The following is a 16,678-nucleotide window of genomic DNA, read 5'->3' as shown; positions in this document are numbered from 1 at the left end:
CTTCAGCCCTTCCCGCCGCCCCAATTCCCGGCCCGCTTCTCGGCGAACGACGCGAGCCCTTCCGCGGCCTCCGCGCTCTGGCGCTTGAGCGAGTGCAGCTGCACCAGCCGGGTGTAAGCGGCATCGTCCACCGCCATGCCGCCGAACGAGCTCTCCAGCGCAAGCCGCTTGGTCTCGGCCATCGCTTCCGGCCCGTTGGCGAGCAATTGCTCGACCACCTTGCTGCCTGCAGATTCGAGCTCGGCGAGCGGCACCACCTCGTGCACGAGGCCGATGCGGCGCGCATCCTCGGCGCCAAAACGTTCGCCGGTCAGCGCGTAGCGGCGGACCTGCCGCACGCCGATGGCATCGCAGAGCTGCGGGATGATGATCGCGGCCGTCAGGCCCCAGCGCACCTCGGTGATCGAGAACAGCGCATTGTCCGCGGCGATCACGACGTCGCAAGCCGCAATCACGCCGGTGCCGCCGCCGAAGCAGCCGCCCTGCACCAGGGCGACGGTCGGAATCGGCAGCGTGTTGAGCCGCTGCACGGCCTCGAACGTCGCACGGGATGCCGCTTCGTTCGCCTCCGCCGATTGCGGCCGCACGCCGTTGATCCATTTCAAATCGGCGCCGGCCTGGAAGTGCTTGCCGTTACCCCTCAGCACGACGACACGCAAATTAGGCTTCTTGCCGAGCTCGTCCATGGCCGCGAGCACGCCTGCGATCAGCGCGCCGTCATAGGCATTGTTGACCTCCGGCCGGTTCAACGTGACGATCGCAACCCCACGCTCATCAAGGGTCCACAGGACGGGGCTGGCAGTCATCGGCGATCCTCCGCATCTTTGATTGGCCTGCACTATGGCCGAGCTGGCGCATCCCGATCCATATCTTTCCAGCGTGGGGCGGTCGCGCCCATCGCATGGCGGCTTGTGTCATGCTGCCGCCTGACGGCACCAAGGGACAGGACGGAATCATCATGCGCATCTGCATTTTCGGCGCGGGCGCCGTCGGCAGCCACATTGCGGTCCGGCTGGCGCGGGCCGGCCATGAGGTTTCATGCGTGATGCGGGGTGCGCATCTGGAGGCGGCGCGCGCGGGCGGCCTCAAGCTGCGGGTCGGCGATTCCGAGGTCTCCGCCAAGGTGAACGCGTCAGGCGATGCGGCCCAGCTCGGGCCGCAGGATGTCGTGATCTCCACGCTGAAGGCAACCGCGCTGCCGGGGCTGGTCGCCAGCATCAAGCCGCTGCTGCAGGACGATACCGCCATCGTGTTCGCGCAGAACGGCATTCCCTGGTGGTACGGGATCGGCCTGCCGCCGCGGCATCCGACCCCGCCGGACATATCCTTCCTCGACCCCGGCGGGCGCCTGCGTGCGTGCATTCCGAAGGAAAGGATCATCGGCGGTGTCGTCTTCTCCTCCAACGAGGTGATCGCGCCCGGCGTGGTGCATAACCTCACGCCCGACCGTAACCGTCTGCTGATCGGCGAATGCGACGACCGCAATTGCGAGCGGATCACCAGGCTCCGCAACGTCTTCAACGACGCGCGGCTGGAATCGCCGCCAGTGGCCGAGATCCGCGAGGCGATCTGGTCAAAGCTGCTGACCAACATGTCGCTGTCGGTGCTGTGCCTGCTCACCGGCCAGACCGCGCGCGGCGTGCGCGACGATCCTGCTTTCACCGAGGTTATTCCGCGCATGCTGAACGAGGCCAACGACATCGCCCAGCATTTCATCCCCGAGGTGAAGCGTGTGACGCGCAGCGGCCCCGCACCCAACCACAAGCCTTCGCTGCTGCAGGATTACGAACTCGGCCGCGCCATGGAGATCGACGTGCTGGTTAGGGCGCCTGCCGCGTTCGCGCGCGCCGCCGGCCTGTCGACGCCGACGCTCGATTTGATCGCGGCACTCGCGATCCAGAAGGCACGCGACAAGGGGCTTTACTCAGCCTGAGACTCAGACGAGCCCGTCGATCCAGGCCGCCAGCGTGTCCAGCACCTCGCTCATCGCCTCATCATTGGTCCTGCCGGACTTCTTCAGCACCGCGAAGGAGTGATCGCCGCCTTCGACCTCGTGCAGCGTCGCCTTCGCCCCGAGCGATGCGATGACAGGCCTGAGATGACCGAGGTCGGCCAGCTCATCGCGGGTGCCTTGCAGGAACAGCATGGGGATGGCGATACCGGCGAGGTGCTCGGCGCGCTCGGATGACGGTTTCTTGGCGGCGTGCAGAGGAAAGGCCAGGAAAGCGAGCCCCTTCACATCGGGCAGCGGCGCCTTGGACTGCGCCTGCGAGGTCATGCGCCCGCCGAACGATTTGCCGCCCGCGATAAGCGACACGCCGGGGCAAAGCTTGGCTGCCTCCGCGACAGCCGCGCGGATGGCCGCGTGCGCAACGGCCGGCTGGTCGGGACGTCCCTTCTTCTCTTCCATGTAGGGGAAATTGAAGCGGAATGTCGCGATGCCGCGGTCAGCGAGTCCTTGGGCGGTCTTCGCCATGAAGGCATGCCGCATATCCGCACCTGCCCCATGCGCCAGCACGTAGCAGGCGCGCGCCTTGTCAGGCTGCGTCAGGATCGCCGAGACCGTGCCGACGCGCTCGATGTCGAGCTTGAGCTCTTTTGTTTTGACAGCCACAATCAACCATCCCGACAGAAGCTGTTACGGTCGCCTTGGTAGCGTCCCCGGCGCAGCCTGAAAACACAATAATTGCCGCCGCCCGCTGGCCTACCAAGCAGGCAAGCCGCACCAACCGAGGGTATCATGGCCTATCGCTCCTCCTGGATGACTGAAGAGCTCGACGTCTTCCGCGACCAGTTCCGGAAATATCTCGCCAAGGATCTGGCGCCGCATGCCGAAAAATGGCGCGAGCAGAAGATGGTCGACCGCTTCGCCTGGCGCGGGCTCGGCGAGATGGGCGCGCTATTGGCGAGCGTGCCGGAGGAATATGGCGGCTTGGGCGCCACCTTCGCCTATGACGCCGCGGTGCTGGACGACCTCGAAAGCACCGTGCCGGAGCTGACCACCGGCGTCTCCGTGCACAGCGCCATCGTCGCGCATTACATCCTCAATTACGGCTCGGAGGAGCAGAAGAAGCGCTGGCTGCCGAAGATGGCCTCCGGCGAGATGGTCGGCGCCATCGCCATGACCGAGCCCGGCACCGGCTCGGATCTGCAAGCCGTCAAGACCACGGCGAAGAAGCAGGGCAATTCCTACGTCATCAACGGCCAGAAGACTTTCATCACCAACGGGCAGGCGGCCGACCTCGTCATCGTCGTCGCGCGCACGGGCGAAGCGGGCGCCAAAGGCATCTCGCTGATCGTGGTCGAGACCGCAGGCGCGGACGGCTACAAGCGCGGCCGCAACCTCGACAAGATCGGCCTGCACGCCTCCGACACGTCGGAGCTTTTCTTCGACAATGTGACGGTGCCGCCGGAAAACCTGCTCGGCAAGGAGGAGGGCCAGGGCTTCGTTCAGCTGATGCAGCAATTGCCGCAGGAGCGCCTCGCGCTCGCGGTCGGCGCCGTCGCCGCGATGGAGCGCGCGGTCAAGCTCACCGTCGATTACACCAAGGAGCGCAAAGCCTTCGGCAAGCCGCTGATGGATTTCCAGAACACCGCCTTCAAGCTGGCCGAGCGCAAGACCGAGGCGATGATCGCGCGCGTCTTCGTCGATTGGTGCATCGAGCGCCTGGTCGCCGGGGATCTCGACACGGTCACGGCGTCGATGGCGAAATACTGGTGCTCGGAGAAACAGGTCGAGACCGCCGACGAATGCCTGCAGCTGTTCGGCGGCTACGGCTACATGCAGGAATACCCGATCTCGCGCATCTTCATCGATTCCCGCATCCAGAAGATCTATGGCGGGACCAACGAGATCATGAAGCTGCTGATCGCCAGGTCGCTGTGATCGCGTCAGGTCGCTGCAATCAGGTCGCCGTGAGCGGCTACTTCATCCGCTGGTCGGCCACGACGAAGTCGATGAAGGTCCGCACCTTCGCGGAGAGATATTTGCGGCTCGGATAAACCGCGAACAGCTTTCCTTCGAAGATGACCTGCCCGGGCATGACGTGCTCGAGGCGGCCAGCGGCGATGTCCTCGGCGACCAGCCATTTCGGCAGAAAAGCGAGACCCATGCCTTCCAGCGCGGCCATGTGCAGCAGCGTTTCGTTGCCGCTGCGCAGCACCGGATTGAGCTTGACGGTCTCGGTGCCGTGCTCGCCCGCAAAGGAGAAGCTTTCACCCGGGTACAGCGCGTAGTGCAGCAACGCCTGGCCGGCGAGATCGGCCAATTTAGTCGGGCGCCCCGCACGATCGAGATAAGCGGGCGCGCCGACCATATGGAACGCGACCTTGGTGATGGGACGCGCGATCAGCGCCTCGTCGGGCGCGCCGGTCGCGCGCAGGGCGAGATCGAATCCCTCCTCGACCAGATTGACCATCCGTCCGCTGAGATCGACGTCGAGGCGGACCTCCGGATAGCGCGCCTGGTAATCCGCCAGCACGCCCGCGAAGATCGTGTTCGCCATCCACACCGGCGCGGTCAGCCGCAGCGTGCCGCGCGGAACGACCGTCGCGTTGCTGACGGCGGCTTCGACCTCGTCGAGCGAGTCCAGCATCTGCCGCGCCTGCTCGAAATAGAGCGCGCCGCTTCCGCTCAGGCTGACGCGCCGGCTGGTGCGGTTGAGCAGCCGCGTGCCCAGCCGCTTCTCGAGCTGCATCACGTGCTTGCTCGCCATCGCGGGCGAGATGCGCAGGCGCTGCGCCGCGGTCGCGAAGCTCTTCAGCTCGGCGACCAGGCAAAACACCCTCATACTGACCAGAGAATCCATGAGATCATCAACACCTGAGAAATGAACTAATCCCAGTACACGTAATGATCAAATATCAGGAAACTATCAAATGGTGGCGACCCTCACGTTTTGGAGAACCACCGTGTCCACTACCACCTATGAGACCACCACACCCGGCCGCGCCCTGCGTGTCGGCCTTTGGGCCGCACAGGGCCTGATCTTCTTCGCTTTCACCGCGGCCGGGCTGGTCAAGCTGCTGACGCCGATCCCCGACCTTGCCCCGATGATGCCCTGGGCCGGCCAGTATTCCGCGACGTTCGTCCGCTTTATCGGACTGGTCGATCTCGCCGGCGGGATCGGCATTCTGCTGCCGGCACTGACGCGGATTCTGCCGCGGCTGACGGTGCTGGCCGCACTCGGCTGTTCCGTGTTGCAGGTGTTCGCGCTCGTCTTCCACATCTCGCGCGGCGAAGCGCCTGTGACGCCGCTCAATGTCGTCCTGCTCGCGCTCAGCCTGTTCGTGCTGTGGGGACGCGGCCGCAAGGCGCCGATTGCTGCTCGGCAATCTTGAGCAGCTGGACGCCGCAGCCATGATCCCAGCCAACGGATGGTCGCGCAGGGGCGTGCTCGCAGGCGCGTCGATCCTCACTGCGGGCGGCACCGCCGCGGCCAAGGAGGATCGTCACGCCGAGGGCGTCGTGATCCTGATCGACAGCAACGAGCCCTATGTCATGGGTCATGCGATCAGCTACTCTGCCAACCTCTCCAGGCATTTTGCCGACACGGGTGCGAGATTGCTGATCGAGGTGGTCGCCAACGGCAAGGGCATCGACGTGTTCCGGGCGGACAAGAGTCCGCTCGTCGAGCCGCTCGCGACGCTGCGGCAGTCGCTGCCCAACCTCGCCTACAGCATGTGCGCGTCGTCAAAAGCGATCGCGGAGACCAAGGAGCAGATCTCCATTCCGATGATATCGGGCGCGAGCCTCGTCCCGTTCGGAATCGGACGCGTGGTCGATCTGCAACTCAAGGGCTGGGCCTATATCCATGCGTGAGAGGCCTCGCGTGCCCGGCACGGCGCCGTCCAGACGATCGCTCCTGATGGCCGCGCCCGCGCTCATTGCCTCGCTGCGCGCGGGCCGTGCGCGAGGCGGCGACCCGTCCTGGCCGCCGGTGTTCGAGACCGGCCGCAACCAGTTCACGGTCGTGCGGCCTCGTGCGCCGATGGCTCCGCTCCGGCTTCAGGACCTCAATGGCAGGGACATCGTTGCGACGGCAAAGCCGGGACGCATCACGCTGGTCAATTTCTGGGCGACGTGGTGCGCGGCCTGCCGGCTCGATCTGCCCGCGCTCGCAAGCCTGGTGGGATCGCGGCCGGACCGGCTCGACGTCCTCGCGATCTGCACCGATACGAAGGACTTGCGAAAGATTCGCGCATTCCTTGGCGGCCTGGCCGTGCCAAACCTTGCCTGCTACGTCGACGCGTACGACGCAATTGCGGAATCTTCGGTCGGGAATTTCAGGCTTGTCGGCATGCCCGTCACCTATCTGGTCGGAACGAGCAATCACGTCGAGGGCTATATCGCGGGCGCACCCGACTGGCTCTCGCCCGCCGGCGCGCGGCTGCTGCAATTCTATCGCGAGCAGGCCTAGGACGAAGCGGTCTGCCGTCACGCCGCCGGTTCCGACGGCCCTTGCCCGATCGCAAAGGAATGAGATTCTACGACACAACCCGTCATTGCAAGGTGCGCCGACAGACCATACGCTGCCCGTCATCGGCAGCCGGCGTCGGTCTCGTTTGCATCGGGAGAATTGCGAATGGTTCACGTCTCGCGACGGAAACTTCTTCAGCTTGCGGTTATTGCACCATCGGCGCTTACTGCCGCTTGGACGTCGGTTGCATCCGCCGCGACCGGAAAGAAAATCCTGACTGCGGTGATGCAGTCGGACCTTCGCGTCACCGATCCCGGCTTCACGACGGCCATCATCACCCGCGACCATGGCTACATGGTCTACGATACGCTGCTGGGCATCGATTCCAGCTTCAAGGTGCGGCCGCAGATGGCCGACTGGACGGTGTCCGCGGACAAGCTGACCTACACCTTCACCCTGCGCGACGGCCTGAAGTGGCATGACGGCGCGCCGGTGACGGCGGAGGACTGCGTCGCCTCGCTGAAGCGCTGGTTCACGAGCGTCGACGGCATGGCGCGCAAGCTGATGGACTTCATTTCGGGTATCGAGGCAACGGACGCCAAGACCATCGTGCTCAAGCTGAAGGAGCCCTATGGCCTGGTGCTGGAGACGATCGCCAAGCCGTCGGCCGTTGTCGCCTTCATGATGCCGAAGCGGTTGGCCGAGACCCCGATCACCAAGCAGATTCCGGAGCAGATCGGCTCCGGCCCATTCAAGTTCGTCGCGAGCGAATTCCAGCCTGGCGTGAAAGCCATCTACGAAAAGAACACCGACTATGTGCCGCGCAAGGAGCCGGCCGAATGGACATCGGGCGGCAAGGTGGTCAAGGTCGACCGTGTCGAGTGGATCACGATGCCGGACTCGCAGACCGCGCTCAACGCGCTGCAGTCCGGCGATGTCGATTTCGTTGAAACGCCGCCGTTCGACATGCTGCCCGCGCTCGAGTCCAATCCGGACATCACTGTTTCCATCTTGAACAAGTTCGGCTTCCAGTCGTTCGGCCGGATGAACTTCCTGCATCCGCCGTTCGACAATGTGAAGATCCGCCGCGCCGCGCTGCTCGCGATCAACCAGAAGGACGTGCTCGACGCCCAGATCGGCAATCCCAAATACTACAAGTTCTGCGGCGCATTCTTCATCTGCGATACGCCGCTGGCCAGCGATGCCGGCGGCGAGACCCTGATGAAGGGAAACGGAATGGCGGACGCGAAGAAGGCGTTGGCAGCGTCCGGCTATGACGGCACGCCCGTGGTGATCTTGGCGCCAGGCGACCAGATCCTGCTGAAGGCACAGCCGATCGTGGTTGCGCAGCTGCTGCGCGAGGCCGGATTCAAGGTCGACCTTCAGGCCATGGACTGGCAGACCTTGGTCACCCGCCGCGCCAGCCAGAAGTCGCCGAAGGAAGGCGGCTGGAACATGTTCTTCACCTACCAGGGCGCCGCCGACTCCTTGAACCCGCTGGTCAACGTCCCGATGGGCGGCAAGGGCACGAGTGGCGGCTGGTACGGCTGGTCCGAGGACCCCAAGCTCGAGGAGATGCGGGACGCCTTTGCCCGCGCCACTTCACCTGAAGAGCAGAAGAAGATCGCCCTCGACGTGCAGAAGGAAGCCTACGATCAGGTGATCTACATCCCGCTCGGCCAGTTCCAGGCGCCGAGCGCATGGCGCAAATCACTGACCGGCGTGATCGACGGCCCGGCAACGCCGATGTTCTGGAATGTGGAAAAGAACGAGTAGGCTCGCGGCCTCACCAAGCTCTAGTTCGGATGCCACCAGCGGCCGCCGATGACGACGCCTTCGGACACGATCTTGCGATCACCGATCAGGTGCTCGCCGACCACGTCCTCGTAGTCGAACTGGCCTTGGCGCACGGAGATCAGCGTAGCGTCGCCGGCGCTGCCGGGCTTGAGGCTGCCGAGCTCGGGGCGCCGCAGCGCCATCGCCGCGTTCACCGTCGACGCCGCGATCACGTCCGACAGCTCCATGCCCATGCACAGGAATTTCGACAGGGTCGTGACCTGGTCGAAGGCCGGGCCGTCGATGCAGAGCTGATGGATGTCGGATGAGATGGTGTCGGGATAGAAGCCGTTGGCGAGCATGGCGCGCGCGGTCTTGAAGGCGAACGAGCCCTTGCCGTGGCCGATGTCGAACAGCACGCCGCGCTCGCGCGCATCCAGCACCGCCTTCTTCACCGTGCCCTGCGCGGTTGCCGGCGTGTTCGGGAACGGGCGGAACGCGTGGGTCAGCACGTCGCCGGGACGCAGACGTGCCAGCACCTCTTCATAGCTCGGCGGCGGATGATCGATATGCGCCATCAGGGGCATGCCGACCTCGTCGGCAACCTGCAGCGCAATGTCGAGCGGCACAGCGCCTGACGTGCCCGACGAATGCAGTCCGACGCGCACCTTGATGCCGACGATGAGATCGCGGTTGGCATCGGCGACCTTCGCGGCCTCGATCGGATTCATCAGCCTGAGCTCCTCGCTCTCGCCGACCATGATCCGGTGCGAGAAGCCGAAGATACCGGCATGCGAGACGTGCAAATAGGCGAGGATGCGGACCTGGCTCGGCTCGATCACGTGCTTGCGGAAGCCGGCGAAATTGCCCGGCCCGGCGCTGCCGGTATCCACCGCCGTGGTGACGCCGGAGAGCCGGCAGAACTCCTCGGCGTCGATGCCGAGCGAGGTGCCGCCCCAATAGACATGGGTGTGCAGATCGATCAGCCCCGGCGTGACGATGAACTGCGAGACGTCGCGTACCTCGGTCGCCGGATCGGCCTTCAGCGCGCTGCCGACCGCCGCCACCTTGCCGCCGGCAAAGGCGACATCGGTCACGGCATCGAGTTTCTGCGAGGGGTCGATCACGCGGCCCCCGCGCAGGATCAGGTCAAAGGGCATCGTCGTCTCCGGATGAGGCAGCGCGGTGCTGCGGCATGGCAGCCCCGCCAGCGAGGAAGGAAGCCATTCGTTTCTAGCAATTTTCGCGCCGAATGGCGCGGCAAACCATAACTCTTGCCTATGAAAAATGGGATCCGGAAGGCTCGAACTTCCGACATGCGTTCTGGAAAGCCGTTGGCGGAGGGATTATCACCCGCCGTCCAACTCTAGTCATGCCTATGTCGGGGGATCCCCCAAGAGATCCCCCGACACAGCTGTTAAGTATTAGTTTGTCTGGCGAGCCGTCCCCTACGCGAAGTGGAAGTCGTGGCTGTTCAGCTTGTCGAGTTGCGCGTTCTTCAATGTGAGAGTGTCGCTCCCCGTCGCGATAACGACGTCGTGGCCTGACTGGGCCGCGTGGGAGAGAACGCTCGCAAAGCTGTCGAACACGCTTTTGCTGAACTCGATCGTGTCGTGAGCAGGTCCACGGGCAGCGAAGTCCTTGATAACGTCCTGGCCGAAGTTCGACGCAAACTGGAACGTATCCGCTCCCGCTTTGCCAACCATGACGTCGTTGCCGGTGGTGCCAGTCAGCGTGTCGCTGCGGCCCGAGCCGATCATCGCCGCGCCCGAGCTGGTTCCGACCACGTGGTCTGCGGTGTCGACCTGCTCCGCGGTAAAGGCGTGGGACTTACCCGACAGGTCGGAGGTCTGGAAGCTCCACTTGCCGTCGGCGTCCGTCGTGGACGAACCGACCGAGGTCGTGCCGTCATACAGCTTGATCTCGCTGTTGGAATCGGCCGTGCCCTTGATCGTTGCCGTGTGATCCGAGTGCTGGCGTACATTGGTGACTTCCACCGTCGAGGTGCCGCCACCGCTGTGCGAGCCGATCGGCGGATCGATCGGCTGCGACAAGGCGCTGGTGTTGCCGGCTGCGTCGGTCGCTGTCGCGGTGAAGGTGTGTGACCCGTGCTTGAGATTCGGGGTCGTCACGCTCCAGTCACCGTCACTTGCAACGGTCGTCGTACCAAGCAGGGTCGCGCCCTCGTAGAGCTTGATCAAGCTGCCGGCTTCCGCCGTCCCGGAGACCGTGGCGCGGTTATGCGTGGTCGGATCGCTCAACAGCACCGGGGCATCGGGGGCAGCGGTATCCACCGTCACGTCCAGCGCAGTCGATGCCTTGCTGGTGACGCCAGAGACCGTGTCGGTCGCAGTGAAGCTGTGCTTGCCGTCCGGCAGCGCGGCGGTGGTGTAGTGCCACGCTCCATTCGCATCCGCCGTGGCCGTGCCGAGCTGGGTGGCGCCGTCGAGCACCTTGACCGTGCTGTTGGCAACCGCAGTCCCGGCCAGGGTCAGCGTCTTGTCGCTCGTGATGTGATCACCGGCAGTGCCGGTATCGTTTGAGAACGAGGCGATTTTCGGCGCGGCGGGCGCTGTGGTGCCCGTGCCCGACGTGCCCGAGCCGGTGGAGCCCGTCGTCCCAGAACCAATGACCGCATCCACGGCCGTCGACGCGGCACTGACGTTGCCGGCAACGTCGGTCGCCTTCGCCGTCAGGGCGTGCGAACCGGCCGACAATGCAGACGTCGTGACGCTCCACGCACCGCTCGAGTTGGTTGTCGCCGTCCCGACCTGGGTCGTTCCGTCAAACACCTTGATCGCGCTGTTAGCCTCAGCGGCCCCCGACAGAACGACTTGGTTGGCAGCGTTGACGGTGTCGCTCGCGATCGTCGGTGCAGCTGGCGCCTTGGTGTCGACGGTGACCGCCACCGCAGCCGATGCCGCGCTGGTTTGACCCGACGAGTTGGTCGCGGTCGCCGTCAGCGTGTGCTTAGCATCGGTCAAGACCTTGGTGATATAGTCCCAGCTCCCGGTCGAGGTCGCGGTCGCCGTACCGATCTGCGTCGAACCGTCATAGACTTTCACGGTGCTGCCAGCCGTGGCGGTGCCGTGCAGAGTGATCTGATCGGCGTCGGTGATGCCGTCGCCCGTCTTGCCCGTATCGGGTGACCAGGATGCGATGGTCGGCGCTGCCGGGACTTCGGGCGTTGAGGGGGGCGTCGTCGGAGACGACGTCTGCCATCCCGTGCCGAGTTCGTCGTTGTTCGTCAGGACGGGCGTGTTGTCCCTGAAGTAATAGTAACCCCACTTGCCCTGCCCGAGCTCGTTGTTGGTGAACGAGACGCCGGAAATCTTGTCGGTGCTGCTGAAGCTGCCATCGGAGTAAAGGGTATAGCCGCCCCCCGCAAGATAGTTGCCGTCCACCTGAATGTTGGAAACCGGACCGAAGTCATTATTGATCATCACGGCCGAGACGTAGCTGTTCTCGTTGATGACCGTGTTGTGCCGAATGACGACGTCTGAAACGCCGCCGTCGATCTCAATGCCATCGTAGTGCGGACCGCCCAAGGACGTGCCGAGACGCACATCCGGCGCATTCATATCATGGATATAATTGTCTTGGACGAGGCTCGAACCGGTGACGATAATACCGTTCTCCACGTCATGGATGTCGTTGCGCAGGAATGTGCCGGACCCGACGATGCCGTTCGCGCCATCTGGGCTACTTCCAACGTTTAAAATCTCGCTGTCCTTGACGACAGTTCCTGTAATGCCATCCTTGATCCAGATTCCGGTCCAATCGCTGGACGTGATGCGCGTATTCTGAATCGTGACGTTATCGGCCAGGACCGTAATGGTGCCTTTGACATCGAGAGCGTCGATTACGGTACCTGGTTGAGTGATAGTTACGTCGCCCGATGGAGTCAGGATAACGCCATCAGGAAGACCGGTGCTATTCGCGTCTGGAAATCCAGCAATTGCCATGTTTGTTCATCCCCTGAGCAATGCAGCGCAGACTGAGTTTCATGCGCATACTGATCGATACGTCGCGGCTCAGTCCAACTTGAGTTGGTCCTTTGCCGCCCCATCAGCCGCGTGTTCGAATTCGCACGCGCCTTTTTTGGGACGATTCATTGACCCGAGCATGGAGTTTTTTAATCTCGCAGCCGCAATTCCTGCCGTCGCCCAAATTAATATTATCGCCGAACTGAAAACTAATGATCAGGATTAAATTCTCGATCGAGCGCGTTATTTAAATGAGCGGCGACCTGTTGTGATGTCTGTCCATACTAATATTTGGTGCGACCTCACGTCGCCGGCCCTCGCTTCGCCAATCATCAGCGGCGTACTGCGCGCACCAGTCGGGGCCACCGCCCTGGGGTCGTTAGCCACACGGCCATGACGTCGCGGGCCCGACTCAATTGCAGCCGCGACCGCATGCCTGCAATAGCGTCGCCCATCCGGTGCCGGCAGAGCGAATCCGCTTCATTCTGATAGCTAATGGCTGGCAAGGGACGAGAAAGAATGGCGATCCCGGGAAGACTCGAACTTCCGACCTACGGTTTAGGAAACCGTCGCTCTATCCGGCTGAGCTACGGGACCGCGGAACCCGCATCAGGCGGGTTGCCTGGGGTGTACATATCAAAGCGGCGACAGGATCGGAAGCCCTCGCCGCGCCCAATGCGCAAGGACCGCCGCCGGCCACCTACGCCCTGATATTATTATCCTTCACCACCTTGCCCCAAGTGGCGACCTGCTTGTCGAAGAAGGTCTTGAAGGCAGCGCCGTCCTGCAGCAGCAGCGTCATGTGCTGCGTCTCCTTCAGCTGGGCGGCGGTCGCGGGCTCGCTCAGGATCTCCTTGGACGCTGCCGCGAAGGCTGCGACGACGTCAGGCGGCGTGCCCGCGGGCGCGAAGATGCCCCACCAGGCCAGCGTCTCGAAATCGGGAAAGCCGGCTTCGATCGCGGTCTGCGTTTCAGGCAGGGCCGGCAGCCGCTCGCGGCCGAGCTGCAGGATCGGACGCAGCATGTTGGTGCCGAGCTGGGCGGCGACCAGCGCCGCCGATCCCGCGATGAGATCGACATGGCCGCCAAGCACGTCGTTCATCGCCGGGCCGCCGCCGCGATAAGGCACGTGCATGATCTCGACGCCGGCCTTGCTGCCGAGCACGGTCATGGCGAGATGGCCGAGCGTGCCGATGCCGACGGAAGCATATTTCACCGCGCCCGGGCTCGCCTTGCAGGCCGCCACCACGTCGGCAAAGCTCTTGTAGGGGCGGTCGGCACCCGCCGCGATCACATAAGGTGCTGTGCCGATCAGCAGCACCGGCATCAGCTCGCGCTCGACGTCCACCGGCGGCTTGTCGAGGATCGACGGAATCACCGCGTGGGAATCGAAGGTGACCAAAAACGAGGTGCCGTCCGCCGGGCTCTTGGCGACCTGCGCCGCACCGAGCGCGCCGGCGGCGCCGGACTTGTTCTCGACCACGACGATGCGATTGAGCTTGGTTTGCAGGCTGGCCTGCAGCAGCCGCGCCATTGCGTCGGTCGAGCCGCCCGGCGGAAACGGCACCACCAGGGTGATCTTGCCGGCCTGCGCCATGGCCGGCGTGATTGCGAGAATGGCCGGCGCAGCGAGCAGCGCCCGTCGTGTGATCGTCATGGTCCCCTCCCGTTTTTGGTTCGCGCCCGGCTTTTTGCTCTTTGGCGCTTCTTACGTGGTCCCGAAGCCCGACCCCGCTTTCTTGTATTCTGGACGAGGCGGACTGAAGATGTCCAGCACGCGGGCGCCATCAGGACCGGCCCGCATGGTGTGCGGCACGTTGCCCGGCGTGCGCCAGAAATCGCCCTTCTTGACGGCAATCTCCTCATCGCCCTGGACGCGGATGGCGGAGCCGTCGAGCAGCACGCCCCATTGCTCCTCGGGATGATGATGCAGCGTGCCCTGCGCATGCGGCGCCAGCGTCACCACCGACAGCATTGCCTGCTCGCCGGAGAAGATGCGCGTGGTCACTCCCGCGGCGAGCTCGCGGAACAGGCCGTCATCGGGATTGTCGATGTTGTGGAATTCGTCCTTCTGGCTCACGCTGCCCTCCCCTTTCTTTTTCCTTGATCAGGATTTCCCATACGAACCCTGATAGCGGCCCTCGCGGATCGCCTTCAATGTCTCCTCCTCGCGCGCGACCTGTGCCCGCACGGCCTCCAATAGCGCTGCGGCACCTGCGGCGGGAAACGACACCACGCCGTCCTCGTCGCCGACGACGATGTCGCCGGGCGAGATCACGCTGCCGCCGATCGTGACAGGCACGTTGATCTCGCCGGGGCCGTTCTTGTAGGGACCGCGATGGATCACCGCGCGGGCGTAGCAGGGGAAGTCGTCGGCCGCGAACGCGGCGACGTCGCGGATCGCGCCGTCGATGACGTAGCCTTCCGCTTTGCGCCATTGCGCGATGTTCTTCATGATTTCGCCGACCAGCGCCCGCGTCTCGTCGCCGCCGCCATCGACCACGATGACGTCACCGGGGCCGACCAGTTCCAGTGCGCGGTGGATGGCGAGATTGTCACCGGGACGGGTGCGCACGGTGAAGGCCGTGCCCACCAGTGCGCCGCCGCGATGATAGGGCTTGAGACCCACTGCGCCGGGCAGCCGGGCGAGATTGTCCGAAATGACCGAGGTCGGCGCACCGCGAAAACCCTCGATGATCTCGGCCGGCGGCTTCGGCACGCTGTTCGCTGCGATGGTGATCGTCATGTCGGTCCTTCCGCGTTTGTCTTACTCGGCGTGCGCCCGCGCCTTCGCCGGCCAGATCCGGAAGGCGCGCCCCTCTTTCAACCACGCTGCGCGCTCATCGCGCAACAGGGTGCGGCGGACTTTGCCGGAATCATCGCGCGGCGGTGCGCTGACGATCTCGAAGCTCTCGGGGTGCTTGTAGCGGCTGAGCCGCTCTTTGAGGAAGTCCGCCATGCCGTCGGCGATGGCCTGACCGTCGGCGCCGCCGTCCGCCTCGATGATGACATGCACGCGCTGACCCAATTCCGGATCGGGCAATCCCACCACCACGCAGGAGCGCACGCCGGGCGCCTCGGAGACGGCGGCCTCGACCTCGGCCGGATAGATGTTGGCACCGCCGCGCAGCACCATGTCGGCGAGGCGATCGCCGAGATAGAGATAGCCGTCCTCATCCAGCCTGCCGATATCGCCGAGCGATTCCCAGCCGTCGCTGCGCCGCTTCGGCTCGGCGCCGAGATAGTGATAGGTCGCGTCCGCACCATCATTGTTGAGGAAATAGATCTCGCCGGTCTCGCCCGGCGCGACGTCGTTGCCGTCCTCGCCGATGATGCGCAAGCGCGCCATGTCGCCGATCTTGCCGACCGAGCCCTTGTGCGTCAGCCATTCCGTGCCCGAGATGATGCAGGCGCCCTGCCGCTCGGTGCCGCCATAAAGCTCCCAGATCCGCTCCGGGCCGAGCCAGGCGATCCAGTTCTCCTTCAGCCAGGGCGGCATAGGAGCTGCCATGTGGAAGACGGTCTGGAGGCTCGACAAATCGTAGGCGCTCCGCACGTGCTCCGGCAGCGCCCAGATCCGGTGCATCATGGTCGGCACGAAATTGACCCATTGCACGCGTTCGCGCTCGATCTGGCGCAGCGTCTCCTCGGCGTCGAACTTGACGAGGCCGGTGAGCTTGCCACCAGTGAACAGCGCGTAATGCGACACGATGAACGGCGCATTGTGATAGAGCGGCCCCGGATTGAGCAGCGAAACTCCAAAGGGGATGTTGAGCGGCGGCGTGGCGACGGTATCGGTCACCGCCGGTTGATGATCGAGGATCACCTTGGGGCGGCCGGTCGAGCCGCCTGAGGTCATGGCTTTCCAGTAGCGTGCCACCGGGGGATTGAGCGGCTCATCCGAAAATCCGTCCGGCACGAAATCCGCCGGCAGACGGTTTGGCGCGTTCCAGTCGGCTTCGCCGCCGACCACCAGCGCGGGCTTGAGAATGTCGAGCACGGCGGCGGCTTCGCCGCGCGGCAACCGCCATGACAGCGAGGTCGGCGTCGCCCCGCACTTCCACACCGCGAACGAGGTCTCGAAGAACGCATTGCCGTTCGGCAATCCGATCGCGACGAAATCGCCGGGCTTGACGCCCTTGGCCGCGAACGCCCGCGCGCGCCGGTTGGCGCCGCGCTCGAGCTCGTCCCATGTCAGCGTGTCCTGCCCATGACGGACGGCGATCGTGCCATGTGGCTTGCGTTCAGCGTACCAGCGCGGCACGTCGGACAAGGGCAGCAGCATCGGGCGTTTCCATTTCGTTTCTTGGGTCTTGTTCTTATTTCGTGTTCTTCGTGTTCTGGCATCGCCTCAGGTGCGGCGCTTGCGAGGCGAAGTGTAGCAGCCCGACGACACGACGCTGTGACTCCTGCGCCACGTCAAGCCCAAAATGTCAGCATCCCAGACATGAAATTCCCGGGTTCCACGGGTGACAAGCCGGCGATAAAGAGGCAAAA

The 16,678-nt window shown here is 64.4% G+C and carries 15 protein-coding genes and 1 tRNA gene; 6 read left to right on the top strand and 10 right to left on the bottom strand.

Annotated elements, in window-relative coordinates; all coding sequences use genetic code 11:
- Positions 1-2 precede the first annotated feature (2 nt).
- Positions 3-806: an enoyl-CoA hydratase-related protein gene (locus tag ML401_RS03445; protein ID WP_285809805.1), complete on the bottom strand. Its 804-nt coding sequence runs from the start codon at positions 804-806 to the stop codon at positions 3-5.
- Between the two features lie 152 nt (positions 807-958).
- On the opposite strand from ML401_RS03445, the gene ML401_RS03440 reads away from it, so the two are divergent.
- Positions 959-1,933, top strand: coding sequence for a ketopantoate reductase family protein (locus ML401_RS03440; RefSeq protein ID WP_376717406.1), 975 nt, complete (start codon positions 959-961; stop codon positions 1,931-1,933).
- 3 nt (positions 1,934-1,936) lie between these two features.
- On the opposite strand, the gene ML401_RS03435 is transcribed toward ML401_RS03440, so the two are convergent.
- Positions 1,937-2,614 (bottom strand): alpha/beta family hydrolase, encoded by a 678-nt coding sequence (locus tag ML401_RS03435; protein WP_285809803.1) that lies wholly within the window; start codon positions 2,612-2,614, stop codon positions 1,937-1,939.
- Between the two features lie 126 nt (positions 2,615-2,740).
- Here ML401_RS03435 and ML401_RS03430 point away from each other — a divergent pair, with 126 nt between their 5' ends.
- Positions 2,741-3,886 carry an acyl-CoA dehydrogenase family protein gene (locus ML401_RS03430; protein ID WP_211418831.1) on the top strand — a complete coding sequence of 382 codons (1,146 nt, stop codon included), beginning with the start codon at positions 2,741-2,743 and terminating at the stop codon, positions 3,884-3,886.
- 37 nt (positions 3,887-3,923) lie between these two features.
- On the opposite strand, the gene ML401_RS03425 is transcribed toward ML401_RS03430, so the two are convergent.
- Positions 3,924-4,808, bottom strand: coding sequence for a LysR family transcriptional regulator (locus ML401_RS03425; RefSeq protein WP_285809801.1), 885 nt, complete (start codon positions 4,806-4,808; stop codon positions 3,924-3,926).
- 103 nt (positions 4,809-4,911) lie between these two features.
- Here ML401_RS03425 and ML401_RS03420 point away from each other — a divergent pair, with 103 nt between their 5' ends.
- From ML401_RS03420 to ML401_RS03405, 4 genes are all read left to right on the top strand, one after another.
- Positions 4,912-5,340 (top strand): DoxX family protein, encoded by a 429-nt coding sequence (locus ML401_RS03420; protein ID WP_285809799.1) that lies wholly within the window; start codon positions 4,912-4,914, stop codon positions 5,338-5,340.
- Positions 5,341-5,359: 19 nt separating this feature from the next.
- Positions 5,360-5,821, top strand: a complete 462-nt coding sequence (locus tag ML401_RS03415; protein ID WP_285809797.1) for a DsrE family protein — start codon at positions 5,360-5,362, stop codon at positions 5,819-5,821.
- Complete coding sequence (locus ML401_RS03410) at positions 5,814-6,419, top strand: TlpA family protein disulfide reductase (protein ID WP_194405673.1); 606 nt, start codon at positions 5,814-5,816, stop codon at positions 6,417-6,419. The genes ML401_RS03415 and ML401_RS03410 overlap by 8 nt, the downstream gene beginning before the upstream one ends.
- A gap of 165 nt (positions 6,420-6,584) precedes the next feature.
- Positions 6,585-8,195, top strand: a complete 1,611-nt coding sequence (locus ML401_RS03405) for an ABC transporter substrate-binding protein (RefSeq protein ID WP_285809795.1) — start codon at positions 6,585-6,587, stop codon at positions 8,193-8,195.
- Between the two features lie 20 nt (positions 8,196-8,215).
- On the opposite strand, the gene ML401_RS03400 is transcribed toward ML401_RS03405, so the two are convergent.
- From ML401_RS03400 to ML401_RS03370, 7 genes are all read right to left on the bottom strand, one after another.
- A complete protein-coding gene (locus tag ML401_RS03400; RefSeq protein ID WP_285809794.1) occupies positions 8,216-9,355 on the bottom strand; it encodes an amidohydrolase/deacetylase family metallohydrolase in 1,140 nt (379 codons plus the stop codon).
- 288 nt (positions 9,356-9,643) lie between these two features.
- On the bottom strand, positions 9,644-12,160 hold the full coding sequence (locus ML401_RS03395) for an Ig-like domain-containing protein (protein ID WP_285809792.1): 2,517 nt from the start codon (positions 12,158-12,160) through the stop codon (positions 9,644-9,646).
- A gap of 541 nt (positions 12,161-12,701) precedes the next feature.
- Positions 12,702-12,778: transfer RNA gene (locus ML401_RS03390), tRNA-Arg, on the bottom strand.
- Between the two features lie 103 nt (positions 12,779-12,881).
- Complete coding sequence (locus ML401_RS03385) at positions 12,882-13,838, bottom strand: tripartite tricarboxylate transporter substrate-binding protein (protein ID WP_285809790.1); 957 nt, start codon at positions 13,836-13,838, stop codon at positions 12,882-12,884.
- Between the two features lie 51 nt (positions 13,839-13,889).
- Positions 13,890-14,261, bottom strand: coding sequence for a cupin domain-containing protein (locus ML401_RS03380; protein ID WP_128923132.1), 372 nt, complete (start codon positions 14,259-14,261; stop codon positions 13,890-13,892).
- A 27-nt stretch (positions 14,262-14,288) separates the two neighbouring features.
- Complete coding sequence (locus ML401_RS03375) at positions 14,289-14,927, bottom strand: RraA family protein (protein WP_211420052.1); 639 nt, start codon at positions 14,925-14,927, stop codon at positions 14,289-14,291.
- Between the two features lie 21 nt (positions 14,928-14,948).
- Positions 14,949-16,466, bottom strand: coding sequence for an AMP-binding protein (locus ML401_RS03370; protein WP_285809784.1), 1,518 nt, complete (start codon positions 16,464-16,466; stop codon positions 14,949-14,951).
- Between the last annotated feature and the right edge of the window lie 212 nt (positions 16,467-16,678).

The sequence above is a fragment of the Bradyrhizobium sp. 62B genome, from assembly GCF_030272265.2.
Lineage (GTDB): Bacteria > Pseudomonadota > Alphaproteobacteria > Rhizobiales > Xanthobacteraceae > Bradyrhizobium.
Note: the sequence above shows the minus strand (reverse complement) of the source record. Positions and strands in the feature narration are given on the sequence as shown.